The sequence below is a fragment of the Arenimonas sp. genome (assembly GCF_022842045.1).
Lineage (GTDB): Bacteria > Pseudomonadota > Gammaproteobacteria > Xanthomonadales > Xanthomonadaceae > Arenimonas.
The window spans coordinates 58,967-78,000 of sequence record NZ_JALHQI010000001.1 but is presented as its reverse complement, the minus strand read 5'-3'; the positions used below and the strand labels follow the sequence as shown (position 1 = coordinate 78,000).

General features: G+C 68.6%; 19 protein-coding genes. 6 read left to right on the top strand and 13 right to left on the bottom strand.

Annotated features, from left to right (window positions below):
• Positions 1-42: 42 nt before the first annotated feature.
• The 5 genes from Q0C12_RS00335 to Q0C12_RS00315 form a co-directional block, all read right to left on the bottom strand.
• The gene (locus tag Q0C12_RS00335; protein ID WP_290884573.1) at positions 43-1,785 is read right to left on the bottom strand and encodes a TolC family protein; all 1,743 of its coding nucleotides are present in this window, start codon (positions 1,783-1,785) and stop codon (positions 43-45) included.
• A gap of 96 nt (positions 1,786-1,881) precedes the next feature.
• On the bottom strand, positions 1,882-2,241 hold the full coding sequence (locus Q0C12_RS00330) for a hypothetical protein (protein ID WP_290884570.1): 360 nt from the start codon (positions 2,239-2,241) through the stop codon (positions 1,882-1,884).
• Between the two features lie 37 nt (positions 2,242-2,278).
• Positions 2,279-2,593, bottom strand: a complete 315-nt coding sequence (locus Q0C12_RS00325; protein ID WP_290884567.1) for a glutathione S-transferase N-terminal domain-containing protein — start codon at positions 2,591-2,593, stop codon at positions 2,279-2,281.
• The gene (gene cueR / locus Q0C12_RS00320) at positions 2,590-3,045 is read right to left on the bottom strand and encodes a Cu(I)-responsive transcriptional regulator (protein ID WP_290884564.1); all 456 of its coding nucleotides are present in this window, start codon (positions 3,043-3,045) and stop codon (positions 2,590-2,592) included. The genes Q0C12_RS00325 and cueR overlap by 4 nt, the downstream gene beginning before the upstream one ends.
• A 14-nt stretch (positions 3,046-3,059) precedes the next feature.
• Positions 3,060-5,549 carry a heavy metal translocating P-type ATPase gene (locus tag Q0C12_RS00315; protein ID WP_290884561.1) on the bottom strand — a complete coding sequence of 830 codons (2,490 nt, stop codon included), beginning with the start codon at positions 5,547-5,549 and terminating at the stop codon, positions 3,060-3,062.
• 173 nt (positions 5,550-5,722) lie between these two features.
• On the opposite strand from Q0C12_RS00315, the gene Q0C12_RS00310 reads away from it, so the two are divergent.
• Together Q0C12_RS00310 and Q0C12_RS00305 are read left to right on the top strand one after the other, a co-directional pair.
• Positions 5,723-5,983, top strand: a complete 261-nt coding sequence (locus tag Q0C12_RS00310; protein ID WP_290884557.1) for a heavy-metal-associated domain-containing protein — start codon at positions 5,723-5,725, stop codon at positions 5,981-5,983.
• 317 nt (positions 5,984-6,300) lie between these two features.
• Positions 6,301-6,672, top strand: a complete 372-nt coding sequence (locus Q0C12_RS00305; RefSeq protein WP_290884554.1) for a hypothetical protein — start codon at positions 6,301-6,303, stop codon at positions 6,670-6,672.
• Between the two features lie 9 nt (positions 6,673-6,681).
• On the opposite strand, the gene Q0C12_RS00300 is transcribed toward Q0C12_RS00305, so the two are convergent.
• Entirely contained in the window at positions 6,682-8,412 is a 1,731-nt protein-coding gene (locus tag Q0C12_RS00300; protein ID WP_290884552.1) for a hypothetical protein, read from the bottom strand.
• Between the two features lie 740 nt (positions 8,413-9,152).
• Here Q0C12_RS00300 and Q0C12_RS00295 point away from each other — a divergent pair.
• The 4 genes from Q0C12_RS00295 to Q0C12_RS00280 all read left to right on the top strand — a co-directional run bounded on the left by Q0C12_RS00295 (position 9,153) and on the right by Q0C12_RS00280 (position 13,063).
• Positions 9,153-9,494: a hypothetical protein gene (locus tag Q0C12_RS00295; protein WP_290884550.1), complete on the top strand. Its 342-nt coding sequence runs from the start codon at positions 9,153-9,155 to the stop codon at positions 9,492-9,494.
• Complete coding sequence (locus tag Q0C12_RS00290) at positions 9,491-11,284, top strand: Mu transposase C-terminal domain-containing protein (RefSeq protein ID WP_290884547.1); 1,794 nt, start codon at positions 9,491-9,493, stop codon at positions 11,282-11,284. The genes Q0C12_RS00295 and Q0C12_RS00290 overlap by 4 nt, the downstream gene beginning before the upstream one ends.
• A 10-nt stretch (positions 11,285-11,294) precedes the next feature.
• Positions 11,295-12,212: a TniB family NTP-binding protein gene (locus Q0C12_RS00285; protein ID WP_290884544.1), complete on the top strand. Its 918-nt coding sequence runs from the start codon at positions 11,295-11,297 to the stop codon at positions 12,210-12,212.
• A gap of 428 nt (positions 12,213-12,640) precedes the next feature.
• Entirely contained in the window at positions 12,641-13,063 is a 423-nt protein-coding gene (locus Q0C12_RS00280; RefSeq protein ID WP_290884541.1) for a hypothetical protein, read from the top strand.
• Positions 13,064-13,236: 173 nt separating this feature from the next.
• Here Q0C12_RS00280 and Q0C12_RS00275 read toward each other — a convergent pair whose 3' ends face one another.
• The 7 genes from Q0C12_RS00275 to Q0C12_RS00245 form a co-directional block, all read right to left on the bottom strand.
• The gene (locus Q0C12_RS00275; RefSeq protein WP_290884538.1) at positions 13,237-13,695 is read right to left on the bottom strand and encodes an SgcJ/EcaC family oxidoreductase; all 459 of its coding nucleotides are present in this window, start codon (positions 13,693-13,695) and stop codon (positions 13,237-13,239) included.
• A gap of 78 nt (positions 13,696-13,773) precedes the next feature.
• Complete coding sequence (locus Q0C12_RS00270; protein WP_231693871.1) at positions 13,774-14,064, bottom strand: EF-hand domain-containing protein; 291 nt, start codon at positions 14,062-14,064, stop codon at positions 13,774-13,776.
• A 113-nt stretch (positions 14,065-14,177) separates the two neighbouring features.
• Positions 14,178-14,633 (bottom strand): DUF305 domain-containing protein, encoded by a 456-nt coding sequence (locus Q0C12_RS00265; protein WP_106989587.1) that lies wholly within the window; start codon positions 14,631-14,633, stop codon positions 14,178-14,180.
• 109 nt (positions 14,634-14,742) lie between these two features.
• Positions 14,743-17,082, bottom strand: a complete 2,340-nt coding sequence (locus tag Q0C12_RS00260) for a heavy metal translocating P-type ATPase (RefSeq protein WP_290884531.1) — start codon at positions 17,080-17,082, stop codon at positions 14,743-14,745.
• 15 nt (positions 17,083-17,097) lie between these two features.
• Entirely contained in the window at positions 17,098-17,655 is a 558-nt protein-coding gene (locus tag Q0C12_RS00255; protein ID WP_290884528.1) for a DUF411 domain-containing protein, read from the bottom strand.
• A 9-nt stretch (positions 17,656-17,664) separates the two neighbouring features.
• On the bottom strand, positions 17,665-18,198 hold the full coding sequence (locus Q0C12_RS00250) for a nuclear transport factor 2 family protein (RefSeq protein ID WP_290884525.1): 534 nt from the start codon (positions 18,196-18,198) through the stop codon (positions 17,665-17,667).
• Positions 18,199-18,221: 23 nt separating this feature from the next.
• Complete coding sequence (locus tag Q0C12_RS00245) at positions 18,222-19,025, bottom strand: cytochrome c (RefSeq protein ID WP_290884521.1); 804 nt, start codon at positions 19,023-19,025, stop codon at positions 18,222-18,224.
• Between the last annotated feature and the right edge of the window lie 9 nt (positions 19,026-19,034).

Sequence of the window (19,034 nt, the reverse complement as noted above, 5' to 3'; positions counted from 1 at the left end):
GGCCCGCGCCGGTGCCGATCAGCAGGTTGCGGCGGGTGAGCTTCATGGCGTGTCTCCGTGGTCGTGTTCGTCGTGGCGGGGCGCGTCGTCCTCGGGCTCGGCGGCGTCGGCCTCGTGCTGCGAGTGGTCCATTCCCTCGTGCTTGGAGTGGTCCATCCCCTCGTGCTTGGAGTGGTCCATTCCTTCGTGCTTCGAGTGGTCCATTCCTTCGTGCTTGGAGTGGTCCATTTCCTCGTGCCCGGAGTGATCCATCTCTTCGGGCTTGGAGTGATCCATCCCTTCCTGCTTCGAGTGATCCATCCCTTCGTCCTGGGAGCGATCCATCCCTTCATGCTTTGAGTGGTCCATCGCTCCGTGCATCGAATGGTCCATGCCGCCCTTCGGCGCCAGGATGTCCTGCACGCCCGGCGTGCGTTCGCCGATCGTGGCGTCGCTGGGCAGGCGCTGCCCGACCACGCGCGCCAGCTCGACGCGCGCCAGCCAGTAGTCGCGCACCGCCTCGAGGTAGGCCTGGTAGGCGTCGTACTCGGCCAGCTTCGCCTGCACCAGCTCGAACACGCCGATCAGCATGAAGTTCTGGCGCTCCTGCTGGCGCGCGACGATGGTCTCGCGCTGCGGCACCAGCGCCTCGCGGTGCAGGCGCACCACTTCGCGCAGGGCCGTCACCGACTCGTTGCCCAGCCGCACGCCTTGCGAAGCCGACAGCTCGGCCTTATCCACGCGCGCCAGCGCCGCGGCCAGCTGGGCCTCGGCGCGCGCCAACCGTGCCTGGCCCTGGTTGAAGATGGGTAGCTCCAACGCCAGCTCGGGGCCGCGCAGGCGAGCGCCATCCGCTTCCTTCTCGCGCTCATAGCCAATCTCGCTGCCGCCGAGCCAGCGCAGCGAGCGGGTCAGGCCCAGCGCGTCGGCCAGCACTTCGGCTTCCTTGCGCGCCGCCAGGAGCTCCGTGTTGCCCTCGGCCGCCAGCCGTGCCAGCAGCGCCGGATCGTCTTCCCGCGCCACCGGCAGCGGCAGGTTGTCGCTGGCCTCCCAGTCCGCTTCGTCGCCGTGCAGGCCGAGCAGCTGGTTCAGGGCCAGGCGCTTGCGGCCAGCCTCGGCGCGGGCGCGAAGCGACTCGATGCGGGCCTCGCTGGCCACGGCCTGTTCCTGCGCCAGCTGCAGGTCGCTGATGTTGCCGGCGTCGTGGAAGCGCTGCGCCAGCTCGGCCGATGCCGCGGCGCCTTCGGCCACCGCCTCGCGCATCGCGGCGACCTGGCGCGCGGCCACGTACTCGTACCAGCCCGACTCGACCTCGGCCACCACGCCAAGGACGGCACCGGTGATCTCGTAGGTGGCGCGCTCGTACTCCAGCTTGGCCAGGCGCGTACGCGCTGGCAGCATGATCAGGTCCACCAGCGGCAACGACAGGCCGACGGTGCGATTGCTGCCGCCGTCGTCGATGGACATGCGCGAAAGCGACAGCGTGGGATTCGAAATCTCGACCGCCTCGAGCACTTCGGCGCGGGCCAGTCCCTGGTGCGCGTACTCCTCCTGCAGGCGCGGGCTGCGCAGCATGGCGACGCGCAGCGCGGCGTCCAGGGTCATGGGCTGGTCGAGCCAGCGGCCGATGGCGGCGCGCTCTTCGCGCGGGGCGCCCACGGCGGCCCAGTCGACGGCGGGTCCGCCGCGGGCTTCGAGCGCCGAGCCGAGTTCGTCCGGGCGCGGTTGGGGCGAGAGGGTGGTGCAGGCGCCAAGGGCGGCGGCCATCGCCAGCGCCAGGCTGGCGCGGGCCAGGGAAACGGTCATGTCGATCTCTCCGTGCTGTCGGTCCCGGCGGAGCCGGGTGGCCCGTCGAAAGGCGGGCGCGTCGCGGGGTGGCGGACTCGCGTCCGCCGTCGGCGATCAAGCGATGGGAGGTCGGACGTCGGGCGCCGCGGCATTGGAAGGCTCGACGCCCGCGGGCACGCGGAGGTCGGTATGGCGCGCGGGCGGTGGCTCCGGTCGCGGGGCGGCCAGCAGGCCGGCCTGGACGGGATTCACGCAGTCGCAGGCGCAGCCGCCCTCGCAGCAGTCGGCGGGCGCGGCGTCGCGCGGGCCGACCGGGTCGCCGGCGAGATCGTGGCAATTCCCGGCCATCCCGGCATCCACCATCGTGGCTTCGACACCCGCGCCTGCCTGCGCAAAGGCAGCGCCCGGCGCGAGGCCGCCGGCCAGCAAGGCCAGGACCAGCATCAGGTGGGCGAGGGTGCGAAGCAGTGGCATGGCGGTAGTTTACCCCGGTCGGTGCGTGATGGTTCCGTCAGTCCGTCGCCCGCTTGAGGCTGTCGAGGCTGACGCCTTCGCGGGCCAGGGGCTCGGCCGGCAGCAGGCCGGCGAGCGGGAACCGGCGATCGAGGTAGTCGGCGATCGCGACCGCTTCCGTCAGCGCCGTGCCGTCGACCACGAGCGTCGGCACGCGTCCCTGTGGATTCAGGCGCAGGTAGTCGGGCGCCAGCGGGTGCTTCTGGCGCAGGTCGACCTTGACCGCCTCGAAATCCGCACCGGCATGTTCGAGCGCGGCGTGGACGGCAAGCGAGCAGGCGCCGGGGGAGTAGAAAAAGGTGAGTTCGCTCATGGCTGCGGGTCCTTTCCCGCGAGGTCGTCCAGGATGGGGCATTCCGGGCGGGCATCGCCATGGCAGTGCGAGGCCAGGTCCTGCAACGTGCGCTGCATGGCGTGCATCTCGGCGATGCGGGCGGCGAGCTCGTCGGCGTGCGCCTGCGCCAGCCGCTTGACCTCGGCGCTGCTGCGGCCCGGGTCCGACCACAGGCCGAGCAGCTGCTCGATCTGCTTCATCGAAAAGCCCAGGTTGCGAGCGCGCTTGATGAAGCGAAGCCGGTGCACGTCGGCGTTGTTGTAGAGCCGGTAGTTGGCGAACGTGCGGCTGGCCGGCGGTACCAGGCCGATGGACTCGTAGTGCCGGATCATCTTGGCCGAGACCCCGGTCAGGGCAGAGGCTTCTCCGATGTTGTGGAAGCCCTGGCCCTTGGCTTCGGACAGCTCGGGGCGGATCAGGTGGCGTGCCATGGGTGCCTCCTCGGTCAGTGGCGGGCGCGCGGCGACCAGCGCCGCAGCAGCAGGGTGTTGGACACGACGCTGACGCTGGAGAGCGCCATGGCCGCGCCGGCGACGACGGGATCGAGCAGGCCGGCGGCGGCCAACGGGATGCCCACGACGTTGTAGACGAAGGCCCAGAACAGGTTCTGGTGGATCTTTCGGGTGGTACGGCGGGAAATGTCGATGGCATCGGCCACCAGACGCGGATCACCGCGCATCAGGGTGACGCCAGCGGCGTGCATGGCGACGTCGGTGCCGCCGCCCATCGCGAAGCCGACGTCGGCCGCGGCCAGGGCGGGCGCGTCGTTGATGCCGTCGCCAACCATGCCGACGCGGCCGTCGACGGCCAGCGCGCGCACCACGTCGGCCTTGTCGCCGGGCAGCACCTCGGCGCGCACGTCCTGCGCCGGGATGCCCACGGCGGCGGCCACCGCCTGCGCGGCGCCGCGGTTATCGCCCGACACCATCACCGTGCGCAAGCCCTGCGCCTGCAGAAGGCGGATCGCCTCGGTGGCCTCGGGCCGCGGCGGATCGCCGAACGAGAGCAGGCCGCGCAGGACAAGGCCTTCGTCGTCCCCGGTCACCAGCCACGACACCGAGTGTCCCTTGGCGGCCTCGGCCTGGCCCTGGCTGGCCAGCGCGGCGAGGTCGACGCCCAGCTCGCGCATCAGCCGCTCGCTGCCCAGCAGGACGCGATGGCCCTGCACGCGGCCCTCGATGCCGCGTCCCTGCAGGGCGGTGATGCCCTCGGCTGGCGGCGCCAAGTCACCGCGCGCGGACGCCGCGGCGATGACGGCGCGGGCCAACGGGTGTTCGCTGCCCTGCTGCAGGGCAGCCGCGAGTGACAGCAGCGCATCCTCGTCACCTTGCACGGCGCGCAGCGCGGCAAGTTCGGGACGGCCCGCGGTCAGTGTGCCGGTCTTGTCGAAGGCCACGGTGCGCAGGTGGCGCGTGGTCTCCAGCGCCTCCGCGTCCTTGATCAGGATGCCGGCCCGCGCGGCAACGCCGGTGCCGGCCATGATCGCGGTGGGCGTGGCCAGGCCAAGCGCGCAGGGGCAGGCGATCACCAGCACGGCCACGGCGTTGAGCGTGGCGACCGTCCAGTCGCCGGTGGCGAAGCCCCAGCCGAGCAGGGTGGCCAGCGCGATCACGATCACCACCGGCACGAACACCGCGCTGACGCGATCGACGATGCGCTGGATGGGCGCCTTCTTCGCCTGCGCGTCCTCAACCAGGCGGATGATGCGCGCAAGCGCCGATTCCGCGCCGACCGCAACAGTGCGGACGACCAGGCGGCCCTCGCCGTTGACCGCACCGCCGGTGACGCGTTCGCCCGGCTCCTTCGCCACCGGCAGCGACTCGCCGCTGATCAGGGACTCGTCGGCATGGCTCCGTCCTTCGAGGACCTCACCGTCGACCGGATAGCGTTCGCCCGGCAGCACCACCACATGGTCACCGACGCGCACGCTGGCCACGGGGATTTCGGCTTCGTGGCCGTTGCCATGGCGCACGCGTGCCGTGGCCGGGCGCAGCGCTTGCAGCGCGCGGATGGCTTCGGTGGTCTGGCGCTTGGCGCGCGCCTCGAGCCACTTGCCCATCAGGATCAGCGTGATGATCACCGCCGACGCCTCGAAGTACAGCGGCGGCGCACCGTGGTGCGGCTTGGTGAACAGCAGGTGGTAGACGCTCAGGCCATAGCCGGCCGTCGTGCCCAGCGCGACCAGCAGGTCCATGTTGCCGGTGCGGGCTCGCACGGCTTTCCAGGCCGCCTTGTAGAAGCGGGCGCCGAGCCAGAACTGCACCGGCGTGGCCAGGGCGAACTGCCACCAGCCCGGTAGCGCCCAGTGTGCATCGAACAACATGCCCACCATAGGCACGGCCAGCGGCAGCGAGAGCAGGGCGGCGAGGATGAGGTGGCGGCGCTCGCGGGCGGCCGCGAGCGCTTGCGGCGAAACAGGCGCCGCCTCGGCCGCGCCGCGGCCGCCGGATACTTTGTCCGCGGCGTGGCCATGCTGCGCCGCCGGGGCCTCGGCGGCGACCGGCGCGACTTCATAGCCGGCGCCCGAGATGGCCGCGACCAGCGCCTCCTGCGAGGTGCCGGCCAGCACCTGCACGCGCGCGGTCTCGGTCGCCAGGTTCACGCTGGCGGACTGCACGCCGGGCACGTTCGCCAGGGCCTTTTCGACGCGACCGGCGCAGGACGCGCAGGTCATGCCGAGGATGGCCATCGAGATCTCCTGGACGGCCACACCGTAGCCGGCCTTTTCGACGGCGGCGGCGAGAGTCGCGGCCGAGGCGCTGCCGTCGGTCGTGACCGCCGCCGTCTCGGTGGCCAGGTTGACGCTGGCCGAGCGCACGCCGGGGACCTGGGACAGCGCCTTCTCGACGCGGCCCACGCAGGACGCGCAGGTCATGCCGGTCACGCCGAAGCGGATTTCGGTGTCGCGGGTGGAATCGGAAAGGGGAGGGTTCATGGCGGGATCCTGCGGGAGGGTGGACGCAGGCTGCGGCTTCCCATGATGTCAAGGTCAACGCCCCTGTCCAGTGCCGGTGCCGCGGACCGTCGATGTTGACCTTGCCACGGGGGGAGGACGGAGTCTGGCGGCAGGCCGGCAAGCCCGCCGGCGCACCCCCGGAGGTTGCTCCCTTGAAGTACAACGTCAGCCCACTCACCTGCGGCCGCTGCGTCCGCCGCATCACCGGGGCCCTTCAGGCCATCGATTCCGCCGCCCGGGTCGACGTCGACCTCGCCGCCGGGACGGTCGAGGCCGAAGGCTTCTTTGACGTCGGCACGGTGGTCGCCACCCTCGCGGCCAACGGCTACGAGGCCGCGCCGGCCGTCTCGTCCGAGCCGACGAACACCGATAGCCCGGCCGGCGCAGGCTGCTGCGGCACCTGCCATGCCTGACTGCTTCCCCCTTGCGCCGGACCTCACTCTCCCCGAGTCCGGCGCCGTGCCTTGCTCGGTCCGGGCGATATCTTCCATGCCCGCGAGGGCCTGGCGCACATCGCGCATCCCGTGGGCGAGGCGCGATTCCTGGTCGTCGAACAAGCCGGCAGCGAGTGAGCCCGTCGCAAGCCGCGCGCGCGAACGCGGGCGGCGCCGGCTGAGGCCATGGCGCCGGCGGGGCGGGGCGGGTTGGCCTCGCCGGGACGGGATGTCCGTCTCAATGTATGAGCCAACCGCCGGGCAAACTGCCCGCGGACCACCCGACACGGAAGCCCATGGACGAACGAGACGAGTGGTTGACCCGCCTGCGCCGGATGCGGCTGGCCTGGCCCGTGCGCTGCGCGCGCAGCTTCACGCCGGAGGAGATGGCGAAGCTGGCCGAGGGGCTGTGGCCCACCAGCCTCGAGGACCGCTGGGTGGTCTGGCTGGACGAGGGCCAGCTCCGCGCCTGGCGCGGCGCCACCGGCGAGTGCATCTACGAGGCCGAGATCAGCGTGGACGAGAGCGGGGCGGGGCAGTGCCGCATCCTCCGGGTCTGCGACGACCCGGACATGTATACGCGCAGCGCCGCCGACGCCGGCGAGCTCGACCGCTTCGAAGGCGTGCTGGCGCTGCTGTTGGGGCGCCGGCGGGAAGCCGCGGCCTGAATCAGGGGCTTACTGCGGCGCCTGCGCGTCCAGTGGCCGGTCGCGATGCAGCAGGATCCATTCGGCGTGCTCTTCCAGGCACGCGCGACCCAGCGCCAGCAGCAGCTCGCGCTTTTGCCCGACCGACGTGGCGCGCGCCAGCCGTTCGCTGCAGCTGGCAAACAGGCGCGCCATGAACTGGAACTGCTTGATCAGCTCCTTGTCCGCCTTCTTGAACGAATACGCCTCGCGGATGCCGGCGATCAGCGGCAACAGGCCCATGAACAGCAGCAGCAGCGACTGGTGCGACCCGTCGATGCGGTGGCCCAGCAGCCAAAGCAGCACCGCCCCGGCCAGGCCGGCGTAGAGTGAAAGCCGGCCCAGCCGCTCGGTCAGCAGGTAGGCCTTGGCGCGATCCTGGCTGCCTTGCCTGAAGTAGGCCAGCTGGCCGCCCTGGCCGGCGTCGTCGCCGACCCAGTGCCGGATGGTCCAGTCCAGCCAGCGCGGATCCGACGCAAACCCGCTGTCCTGCACCAGGCTGGTGCCACGCATGGCATGGCGGATCCAGCTCAGCTCCACGTCCTGCTTTTGCAGGAAGCTGTCGTAGCCCAGGCTGCCGTCGGCCGGCACCGGTACGCCCGCGAGCCGCCAGTAAAGCTGCACGCGCAGGCCTTCGGACAGGCCGCGGTAGTCGAGGTACTTGCGCTGCCACTGCCGCCGCCGTGCCACCCACGCCAGCAGGGCTCCCGCCGCGAACAGCAGCAGGAACGCACCCACGAATTCCCGCCGGGATGCCATGTCGGAGTAAAGAATGAAGGCCAGGCCCATCAGCGCCGCCGCGAGGTGGCTGGCCTGCAGGTTGCGGCGCACGCGCTGGCGGAAATGCAGCGCCAGCCAGTCGGCGGCGCCGAACAGGCGCTCGATCCGCAGCACGCCCGGCGGCACCGGCGCCGGCGGAGGCTCGGGCAGCAGGCGAGGGTAGTCATGGCGGATGCCCGGCCAGTATTTCCGGGTGTCGACATTAAATGCCTCCATCTGCCGGAACACGGCGCGATACGCCGCCGGCACCCCGGCCTTCACAGGCAAGCCACCGTCGGCCGTGAGCCAGCGCGCTTCGCCGGCAGCCACGGCGCCGGGCGTGCTGCCGGGGGCCAGCTGGCGCGAACAGGTGACGTGGTAGACTAGGTCGCTTTCGTCGTCGGCCAACAGGTTCGGGGCGATGTCGCGCTTTTCGATCCAGGGCATGGCGTTGGTGATGTGGTAGTCCACGACCTGCGCCGTGCCGCCGAGGGCATCGCTGGGCTGGCCATCCCACAGCGCCAGCAGCACCTGGCAATGGGACGAGATGAACATGCCGAGCTGGGCGTACTGGCGGTTGCGGGCCGGGCCGCGGATGGCGATCTCGTCGGCGCTGACGCCGGGCGCCAGGGGCAGCTCGCGGACGCGTGCATCGGCGATCAACTCGCGGAATTCGGCCAGCGACTCGGGCGTCTCGAAGTCGCGCTCGTATTCGTCGCGCGCGAACGGCATCGGCACGAACAGCGGCACACCCATGGCGACGGCGGCCCGCGCGGCGATCCGGTCGCCACCATCGGCCAACGGATTGAGCATCAGCAGCGGCAGCCCGGGGAATTCCCGGCGCAGGGTCTTGAGCAGTTCCGTCACCCGGGCGGCCAAGGCGGGGAACTCGTCGGACGGGATGTCACGGTGGCCCGTCACGCCAACCACCAGCGTCAGAAGGGCATCGTCGACCTGGGGCATGGGAGGGGGCCTGGGAACGTTGAAGTGGGCAACGCGCCAAGCTTGGCACACGGGCCATCTGTCACAGTCCGCCAAACCGCGGCGCACCGTGACAGGCCCTGGGCAAGTTGCGGAAAGTTATGGACATTTCTTCTAACCTTATCCTCCGGGCACAGGGGTTTTCGGATGGCGTGCGACAGGATTAAGGAGCATTCTGTCATCTAACGTCACGGTAAAGCGGATACCGGCCAGCGCGCACCTGGTTGCGCCAACGACCCCCACGCGGCGACGCCCGGGTCCGCCAACGAGCGCGAAACCCCTTCGTGACGAGGGGTGAACGCATTTCGGCAAAACCTCGTCTAACTTTCGCCGGCGAGAAACGCCGCTAGCGTCCCCCTCACTCACCTCCGCCGGCGCGTCTCGTGCCGCCTGCACGGACGATGCGTCGCCATCCCCGATGGAGCGTGGGCAGCTCAAGGCAGAGCGTCCTTGTGGGACATCCACAGTCTCCAAGCCCCCCGGCAGGGAAGCCTCTCATTCAAGGGAGGACACCCCATGGGCAGCTGTTGACCACAAGCCAAATCGTCGCCCCGACCCACGTCGGGGCCGCTCTGTGCCTTGGAGAAATTCCAATGAAAGCCATGCATCAACCCCCGCCGTCCAAAGTGGACGGTGCCATTCGATGGTCCGCTCGAGAAATTCCGCTCTCCCATGGGAGGCACGTCTGCGGTCGCGTTGCCTGGACGCCACCCACCCAATCCGTGCCCGTAGAGAGCGACCTCGAGGCGCATGCCATTGCGTTCTTCTCGCGACACGCCGGCCTGGTGGCCATCCATGCCCAGCCGTTCACGCTCCGCTACGCGGATGTCGATGGCGTCCACCGCTACACCCCTGACTTCCTGGTGGTTTACGACCGGGTCACCCGCGCCATTTTCCGGTTGGGATTTCGACGGTGGACGGTCGTCGAAATCAAGTCGAAGTCCTTGTTGGACCGTGATCCCGACGCGGTGAGCCGCCGCCTGGCGGCTGTTCGCCGGTTGCTCGGCTTCGCCACGGTCGTGCTTACCGAATGTCAGCTTCGGACGGGGAGGGCGCGGCCATGACGCTCGAACTCACCCCTGGCACGACCTGCGTCGCCAATGGCCGGGTCATCCAGATCGACGGGGCCGACTCGCTCACCCACATGCGCGTGCGTGATGTGGCCACGGGGGCGGTCAGTTCCGTCGCGATCGCCCGGATCGAGGCGCTGCCCAAGACTGCGGCAGTCTCGTCCTTTGAGGGAATCCCTGCTGCGGAATGGAAGCGCTGCTGTGACCTCGCCAAGGACCTGATGCCCCTGAACAGCCGGAGCACCGTCGCCCGCAGCGAGCTAGAAAAGCTCGCCAAGCGGCACGGCATCAGCGTCAGGCAGCTTCAGAGGGCCCGTGCGACCTTCAGGAAGGACCCGCGGGCCAGCGCCTTGGCCCGAAGCCCGGGAGGTCGGCCGCTCGGCCTGAATCAGCTGGATCCGGAGGTCGATACGCTGATCAAGCACGTCATTGCCAAGCACTACCTGCGCCGGGAACGACCGTCCAAGGAGTACGTGGTTGCCCGTGCCCGCTCCCTGGCTCGGCGACTCAAGCTCAAGCCGCCGTCCCGATCCGCGGTGCTGACCCGAATCGCCCGTGAAAACGGCTACCAGGCGGACCGCGCCCGGTTGGGCTGCAAGGCGGCCAAGCAACGTTGGGAGGCCCGCACCGGCAAGTTGGAGGCGGAACGGCCGCTGGATCTGCTGGAGATTGACCACACCCCGGCCGACGTCCTCGTCCTGAGCGATGACCGCCTGACCGTGATCGGACGTCCCTGGGTCACCGTGGCCATCGATGTGGCGACCCGCTGCGTCATGGGCATGTACATCTCCATGGATCCCCCCTCGGCGGTTTCTGTCTCCTTGTGCGTGGAGCACACGGTGCTGCCCAAGCCCGAGAACGAGGGCGATCCCGGCATCTGGCCCATGTACGGCAAGCCCAAGAAGATCCTGGTCGACAACGGCAAGGACTTCCGCAGCATGGCGCTGCAGCGTGGCTGCCAGGACCATGGGATCGATCTGGCCTGGCGGCCGGTGCGGACGCCGCACTACGGGGCCCACATCGAGCGCCTGATCGGCACGCTGATGCAGATCGCCCACCTGCTGCCGGGCACCACCTTCAGCAACATCCGTGACAAGGGCGACTACGACAGCGCCGGAAAGGCTCGCCTCACCCTGGATGAGTTCCGCCAGTGGATGACGCAGAAGGTGTGCCGGACCTACCACACGCGCAGGCATTCCAGCCTCGGAGTCCCGCCACTGGTGGCCTGGGAGCGGGGCCTGCAGGACGAACAGGGCCAGTTGGTCCCGCCGGCGCTGCCGGCGGCCCCGCTGAAGTTCCGGATGGATTTCCTGCCATACGTGATGCGGCCGGTTCGGCGCACCGGCATCACCTTCGGCGCCAGCCGCTACTGGCACCCGGACCTCAGCCCCCTCATCCGCCAGGACGAGGTCATGGTTCGGTACGACCCCCGCAGCCCCGGTGCCGTCTGGGTCCGTCGTCCGGACGGCATGCTGGTGACGGCGCCGGCGATCGCCGGGCGGGCCGTGGGTGAGCCGGGCAGCCGCCGCGCCCTCGATGCCGAGGCCCAGGCCCGGATGGACGCGATGACGGACGAAGGCTTCGAGAAGACCGACCAGATCGAAGCGACCGCCCAGGCGCAGACCCGCCAGGCCCGCCATCCGTCGCGTCGTCCGCGGACCAAACGCCCCTCGCCGCGATCCGCGGCTGCCAGTGCGGCTGCCGTGAACCCCACCGATCTCAGCGCCCTGCCGCCGAAAACGCCGTCGGCCCGTGCGCCCATCCCTGTTGAAGAATGGACCTAAGGAGCTTGTCATGACCGACTATTCCCACCTCGACCCCAAGACCCAGGCCTGGCTTGAACTGCCGGACCTGGAGCGTGCCAACCGGATGCTGATTGACCGCTTCATCACCCATGAGCGGCTGCAGCCGATCATGGATCACATCGACTTCCTTCGCTTCAGTCCGCCCAAGTCCCGGGCCAGCGGGCTGGTGGTCTCGGGACTGCCCGGCTCGGGCAAGACCATGATCGCCCGTGCCATCGAACGCAGGTATCCGCCGATTGCCGCCGAAGGAAGCAAAGCGGCCAGCCTGCCGGTCCTGACGATCGAAATGACGGGTGCCCGTGAGGCACGGGCGCTCTACGACCGGATCCTGACCGAACTGGGGGTGCCCGATCCGAAACGCTACGTGGGCAGCGACCGCGAACGCATGGTGCTCAAGCTGTGCCGGGCGGCCAATCTGCGCCTGCTCGTGGTCGACGAGATCCAGGACATCCTGACCTCGACGGCGCGGCAGCAGCGCATTGCCCTGGATACGATCAAATTCCTGATGAACCAGCTGTCGATGCCGGTGTTGGCGCTGGGAACCGCCCAGGCACCGGACGCGATGCAGGTCGACGAGCATCTCAATGCCCGCTTCACCTACCGCAGCCTGCCCGTCTGGAAGCAGGACGATTACCTGGTGAACTTCCTGGACGCGCTGGAGCGGGTCTTGCCCCTCAAGCAGCCCTCGCAGCTCTCGTCGTTGCCGATCACGACCGCGCTGCTTCGGCTTTCTGACGGCGTGCTCGATCCCATGATGCGCCTGATCACCTATGCGGCGGCTCATGCGGTCGAGTCTGGCACGGAGAAGATCACGCCCCAGCTCCTGGAGCGGGCGAGGGTGGAAATGCCCACAGCCGCTGTCAGGCTGGCACGGGAGCGCGCGAACGAACCGGCCAAGGCCGCGTGAGCATGGAACAAGTCACGCCCCGCTGGTGGGTCTCACCGCCCGGGCCCGACGAGTCCCTGCGCTCGTGTCTGGCTCGGGCGGCTGATCTTTACGAAGCCGACCCCGGCGAATTGTGGGTCCAGCTGAATACTGACGATCCGCTACCGATTGGGACCATCGATGATCCTTCCTGCGCTGCGCTACTTCGCGTGGGAGAAGCCTTGGGCGTTCCAGGAGCGTCGCTGCGACCCCATCGCCTGCCTGATTCACCGTCGCAGCTGGCCCCGCACGCACGGATGGCAATCTGTCCGGCGTGCTGGCTGGATGATGACGCAGCCAAGCGGCCTCGAGGTTACCGGCGTAGTTGGACCCATGTTTTGCGCACGACGTGTCCGATTCACAATGCGCCCCTGATCATCCCACGGGATCGATTCAAGCCGGACTTGGCCGTGGCCCTCGCCGCGCAACAGGCGCTCACTGATTGCGATCGCGAAATTCTGAACATGATCGAGAACTTCGGCACCGCGCTCGAAGCCAGCTTGTTCCGCGGCGCCCCTTGGCCTGCTGCGTGGCGCAGCAACCCTCATTCAGTGCGCGAGCGGCTCTGCGAAGTGAGCTTTAGCCTCGGTGCGTCGCGCGGCCCACCGCTGATCGCAAACCTATCGCCGACCCCGACTCTGGCAGGCTTCGTCCACGGGCCCCGCCACTATTGGGAGCTGCGGGAGGCAGACGGCTGGGAGGGGTTTCGACAGCTGGTGGATCCCTGCGAGCGCCGGGCGGCGTTGTGGATCGTCGCCTGGCACTCGATTCCTGGCCTCGACCAGACCCTCTCGCCTGGCTGGGTTGACATGCCCGGGCTCCTAAATATCTGAGAACAGGGATGCGGCGGAGGGTGCGTGGCGGGGGATTCGCCGATTTGGGCAGCTTATCGGGGTTAGGGGAAAGCGGCCTTTGAATTGTCCCGGCTCTGGCGCCAGTGCTTGAGCAGGGGCGCCAAGTCGATCTGCGTGGGTGCTGGCACAGGCTCGGCCCTCATCGGCGCGCCTTACGGGGTCGTTGCCGCGGGCTTTGGTGCCCTAGACGAGCTGTGCAGGGCGCGGATTCTCCACACGCCGTCCTTACGCTGCAGGACGCTGGTGGCCGCACCCTGACGCACGATCGGATCGGCACGGTCAGGCAAAACGATCGTGTAGCGATAAGTCTCCGTAGCCCAGGCGATGTCGCCCTCCTGCTCGACGGTCACCGCATAGTCCTCGAATGCAAATCGTTGGATGTGGCGCAGTTCCGGACCGATGTGGTGGGTCACGTAGTCGGCATATGAGCCTTCCACCTTGCCCGATTCGATCACCTCATTGCGCTGGGCAAACAACGCCTCCACACCCGTCAGATCCCGGCGCTCGAGCGCCGTCTTGTAGGCTGCGAGCACGGCCTTTATTGCGGCGGTGTCATCTGAGGGCATGGGCGTGGGGGTTGCCATCGCTGCGCCGGCCAACAGCAGGGCCACCAGGCCCGTCCATAGTCGTGTCATTGCTCTCTCCCGATATCAGGTGCCGGGGCGGCATGCGCCGCCCCGGGGGAAGCGTCACATGCCGTGGCCCTTGGCGAACTCGGCCGCCGAGAGGGTGCCGTTCTTGTCGGTATCGAGCATGTCGAAATGCGCCGCGAACTTGTGCTCCTTGGGGAGCTCGCTGCGGGACAGCTGACCATTCTTGTCGGCGTCGAGCTTGGCGAACTCCTCGGCGGACATGGCGGCCATGTCGTGCGGCTGGGTCTGGCCATTCTTGGCGGCCATGTGGTCGTGGCCCTTATCGTCGGCCCAGGCAACGGGGGCGGCGATCAGCAGGGCGATGGCGAACGGAAGCAAACGTGTCATGGGGAACTCTCCTAGGGGACGGAAAGAACGGTCCGGCGAGTGTCCCAACTTCTCGCCGGCCCGGCTGCCGACAACGTCTCTCGTTGCGGCAAACAAAAGGTGTCGGGTTCGGATCACCGCTCGGGCTGTGCCTCCAGCTCCTGGATCAACTGCTTCATCTCGGCAATCTCGCTCTCCTGCGCCTTGATGATGCGGTCGGCCAGGTCTCGGACCCGGGGGTCGCTGATTTCGGCGCGCGAGCTGGTAAGAATGGCGATCGAGTGATGCGGGATCATCGCCTTCATCCAGGCAACGTCTTCAATGGTGGACTGGCTGCGGACCAGCCACAGCGAGCCGGAGAACACCAATACCGCCGATGCCAGGATGGTCCAGTTGGCGCCTTTGCGGGTGTACATCTTGAGCATGAAGAGCAGCATCACCGCCGCCATGCTCGCGCCCATGACCAACGCCATGTAGAAGCGTGTTTCGCTGAAATAGACGTGGTCAAGCGCGTAATTGTTGAGGTACATCAAACCAAACATCACAACAGTGGATACCAGGATCATCAGCCCGAATCGGGAGTACTTCATGGATCTGTTCTCCTTTGGGTGCCGCGGGTGAAAAATGGTTTCGTTACGAAAACGGTCGTCGCCCAGTGGTCCTGTCGACCTCTGCGGCACACGGCGCCTCAGCAGGGCATCAGGCGCTTTCGTTTCGCAGCCTCAAGGCGTTGACCACCACCGACACCGAACTCAAGCTCATGGCCAGGGCCGCGATCATCGGGCTGAGCAGCAGGCCGAACACCGGATACAGCACGCCCGCCGCGATCGGCACGCCCAAGGCGTTGTAGAGGAAGGCGAAGCCGAGGTTCTGCTTCATATTGGCCACCGTGGCCTCGGAGATCTGCCGGGCCCGGACAATGCCGCGCAGGTCGCCCTTGACCAGGGTCACCTGGCCGCTGGACATCGCCACGTCCGTGCCGGTCCCCATGGCGATGCCGACATCCGCCAGGGCCAGCGCCGGCGCATCGTTGATGCCATCGCCCGCCATCGCCACGCGGCGTCCCTGCGCTTTGAGCGCGGCCACCAGCTCCACCTTGTCCTGAGGGCGCACTTCGCCGTGCACCTCGGTGATGCCCAAGGCCTTGGCGACGGCCTCGGCCGTGGTTTCGCCATCGCCCGTCGCCATGATCAGGCGCAGACCGTCGGCCCGGAGCTGCTCAATCGCTTCGGGCGTGGACTCCTTGATCATGTCCGCGACAGCGATCAGGCCGGCGGGCTCGGCGTCGACGGCCAGGAACATCACACTCGCGCCTTCGGCCCGCAGCCGTTCGGCGGCTGTCTTGAGCGAGCTCACATCGACGCCTTCCTCGACCATGAGGGCGCCATTGCCCAGGGCCAGCGCCTTACCCTCGACCCGTCCCCGGACCCCGATGCCACTGGCCGACTCAAAGGACTCGGGGGTCGACAAGGCCATGCCGCGCTCCCGGGCTTCGGCGACGATCGCTGCCGCCAGCGGATGCTCGCTGCCCTGATCCAGGCTTGCGGCCAATCGCAGCACCTCCCTGGGCGCGAAGCCCGTCAAGGCTGCCGTATCGCGGTAGCGGGGCCGACCTTCAGTCAAGGTGCCGGTCTTGTCGACGATCAGCGTGTCGATCTTACGCAGGTTCTCGATGGCCTCGGCGTCGCGGAACAGGACGCCCACGCTGGCCGCTCGACCGGTGGCGACCATGATGGACATCGGCGTTGCCAGGCCCAGGGCGCAGGGGCAGGCGATGATGAGCACGGCCACGGCGTTGAGAACGCCGAATACCCAGGACGGCTCCGGCCCGAAGAAGCCCCAGACCAGAAGGGTGCTCAGGGAGATGCCGAGCACCGCCAGCACGAACCAGAACGATACGGTATCGGCCATGCGCTGCATGGGCGCCCGCGACCGCTGGGCGTTGGCCACCAGCTGCACGATCTGGCTCAGCACCGTATCGGCGCCGACCTTGTCAGCCACGATCACCAGACTGCCCGAGGCGTTCTGGGTGGCGCCGATGACCCGGTCCCCAACGCTCTTGCTGACCGGCATCGGCTCACCGGTGAGCATCGACTCGTCTACGCTGGACGCGCCCTGAACGACCTCGCCATCGGTCGGTACGCTTTCACCCGGCCGCACGCGAAGGCGATCGCCGACGTGCACGTGGGTGAGGGCAATATCCTCTTCGCTGCCGTCGGCGTTGATGCGGCGGGCGGTCTTGGGCGCCAGGCGCAACAGCGCCTTGATGGCGGCCGAGGTCTGCGACCGGGCCTTGAGCTCGAGCAACTGGCCCAGCAGGGTGAGCGAGACGATCACCGCCGCTGCCTCGAAATACACGCCCACGCGGCCGTGTTCCTGGAACGAAGCCGGGAACCATCCCGGGGCCACGGTCGCCGCCACGCTGTAGCCGAAGGCGGCGCCAACACCGGTCCCGATCAGCGTCCACATGTTGAGGTTGCCGGTGCGCAGCGAGGCCACGCCGCGCACGAAGAAGGGCCAGCCCGCCCACAGCACCACCGGCGCCGTCAGGACCAGTTCGACCCAGGTCCGGGTGGTTGCCTGCATACCGTCCCAAAGATGGCCGAACATCGCCAGGGCCAGCACGATGACGGTCAGGGGCAGGGTGACCCAGAACCGACGCGTAAAGTCGGCCAACTCGGGGTTCTCGTCATCCTCCAGCGATGGCTGCAGGGGTTCGAGCGCCATGCCGCAGATCGGGCAGGTCCCCGGTCCGTCCCGGACGATTTCCGGGTGCATGGGGCAGGTGTACTGAACGCGGGGCACGCCCGGCGCGGCCGTCGAAGCGGGAGGATGGCCACCTGCCGACCCCTCGGACTGGAGGTAGCGCTCCGGCTCATCCAGAAACTTCTGGCGACAGCGCTCCGAGCAAAAGTGGTACCGAACATCGCCATGAAGCGCGAACAGGGGACCGTCCACGAACATGCCACAGACCGGATCGCGGGGTTGTTCGGTGGGTGTCGCCGAGGAGGTCGGCGCGTGGCTGTCGTGTTGGCTCATTGCGATGACTCCGGGTCAGTGACCGTGCTGGCTGTACGGCGTGCTGCTGCCATCCTTGCCAATCAGGTAAACGGTGTAGGGGCGCGCCGGACCGGGCATGCCAGGCGAGCCAATCGGCATGCCCGGTGCCGCCAGGCCGCGGGCATCGGGGCGCTCGGCCAGTAGCCGCTGTATGTCTTCCACCGGCACATGGCCCTCAATGAAGTAGCCCTCGACCTGGGCGGTGTGGCAGGAGCCCTTGCCGGCCGGCACGCCGACGCTGCGCTTGAAGGCGTCCATGTGGGTGTCGGCCACCACGCTCACCGGGAAGCCGGCGCCCTCGACATGGCGTGCCCAGAGGCTGCAGCACTCGCAGTTGGGGTCCTTATGCATGGTGATCCGCGGCAGCGTGGCCGGATGCTCGGCGACATGGGGCGCGGACGTGTCATCCGCCTGAGGGGGCGTCACCTTTGTCGCCGGGCTCGCGACCTCATGGGGGCCAAAGGCCTCCGGCGGGGCATCCTTCCGGCCTTCGCAGGAGGCGAGGGCCAGCGGCAGCATCACGGTGGTCAGTACCGACGTAAACCGGCGCATGGCGGTCTCCTAGTGATGGTCGCCCGGTGCCTTCGTGCGCGAGGACCAGTGGATGTGGACAATCTTCCAGCCCGCGTCCGAGCGCTGGACCAGCATGGTTTCGGTGCTGAGCACCGTGACTGGCTTGCCGTCCTTGCTCAGGTGCAACTCGCTCTCGCTGGCCACCCAGGCCAGATCGCCGCTGACCTGGGCGGTGCGACGAAGCAACTGGATGTGGGCGGTCTGGAGGAAGGCCGCGTCGCCCTTGGCGTGACCGCCCAGGTACTCGGCGGCGGAGCGTTCAGCGCCGCCGCTTTCCAGGATCAGTACGTTGGGATCGAGCTCGGCGCCGGCGGCGTCAAGCTGGCCGGCAGCCAGCGCGGCGGAAAACCGCTCAACGACCGCCACCGCAGGCATTGCCTGCGCCGGAATGCCCAGTTCCGGTCCGGCGGGCGCGTGCGTGGTGGCGTCGTGGGTGTGGGGCGGCGTGGTCGGGCCATCGGCAAACGCCGGGCTACCCACGGCGGCGAGGGAGAACACAGCAAGGGTGGCGATACGTTTCATGGGAGGGTCCTGTCAGAGAGGGATCAGTGATCGTGCGGCGGCGCGCCGGCATCGTCGTGCGCCGGTGGCACGGGCGCGTCGTGGTCGTGGGGCGGGGCACCGGCATCGTCATGTGCCGCGGGCGCCGGGGCGTCGTGAGCGTGCGGCGCCGACCCGGCGTCATCGTGGTCGGCGGACATCGGCGTGTCATGGGCATGGGGCGCCGTACCGGCATCGTCGTGGTCCATGGCGGCGGCGCCATCGTGATGGTTACCACTGCCCATGCCGGCCATCCCTGGCATGGCGTCGTCGTGCGGCATGCTCTCGCCGCCACCGTGCGAGTGGCCGCCGCTGGTCGCCACCAATGCCTGATATTGATCCGGGCTCATCTTCGGCATTTCTTGCAAGAACGCGACCATGTTCCAGATGTACTCATCGGACATGCTCTTGCCCCAGGCCGGCATACCCGAGGCCTTGATGCCGTGCTTGATGACCCAGAAGGCGCGGGCCGGATCGGGCGCGCCGAGCGTGGAGAGCTCCGGTGGCGCCGGATACAGCCCTTGGCTCAGCTCGGTCGCTGCCATGCCGGGGGCAAGGTGGCAGGTAGTGCACATGGCCGCGTAGTTGCCGGCGCCGCTGCGAATCTGGGCTTCGCTACCCAAGGTCGGGACGACCATGTCGTGGGCACGGACCGCGATGGCGCGGTCGCGCGCCGTTTCGATGAGCTTGAAGACCACGGCCGAATGCGGCTCGTCAGCACCCGGGTGGATGGCACCAAAGTAGATGCCGCCGCCGACGGCCGCGGCACCCAGACCCACGAGAATCAAACCACTTTTGATCAGAGACATGACTAGGGC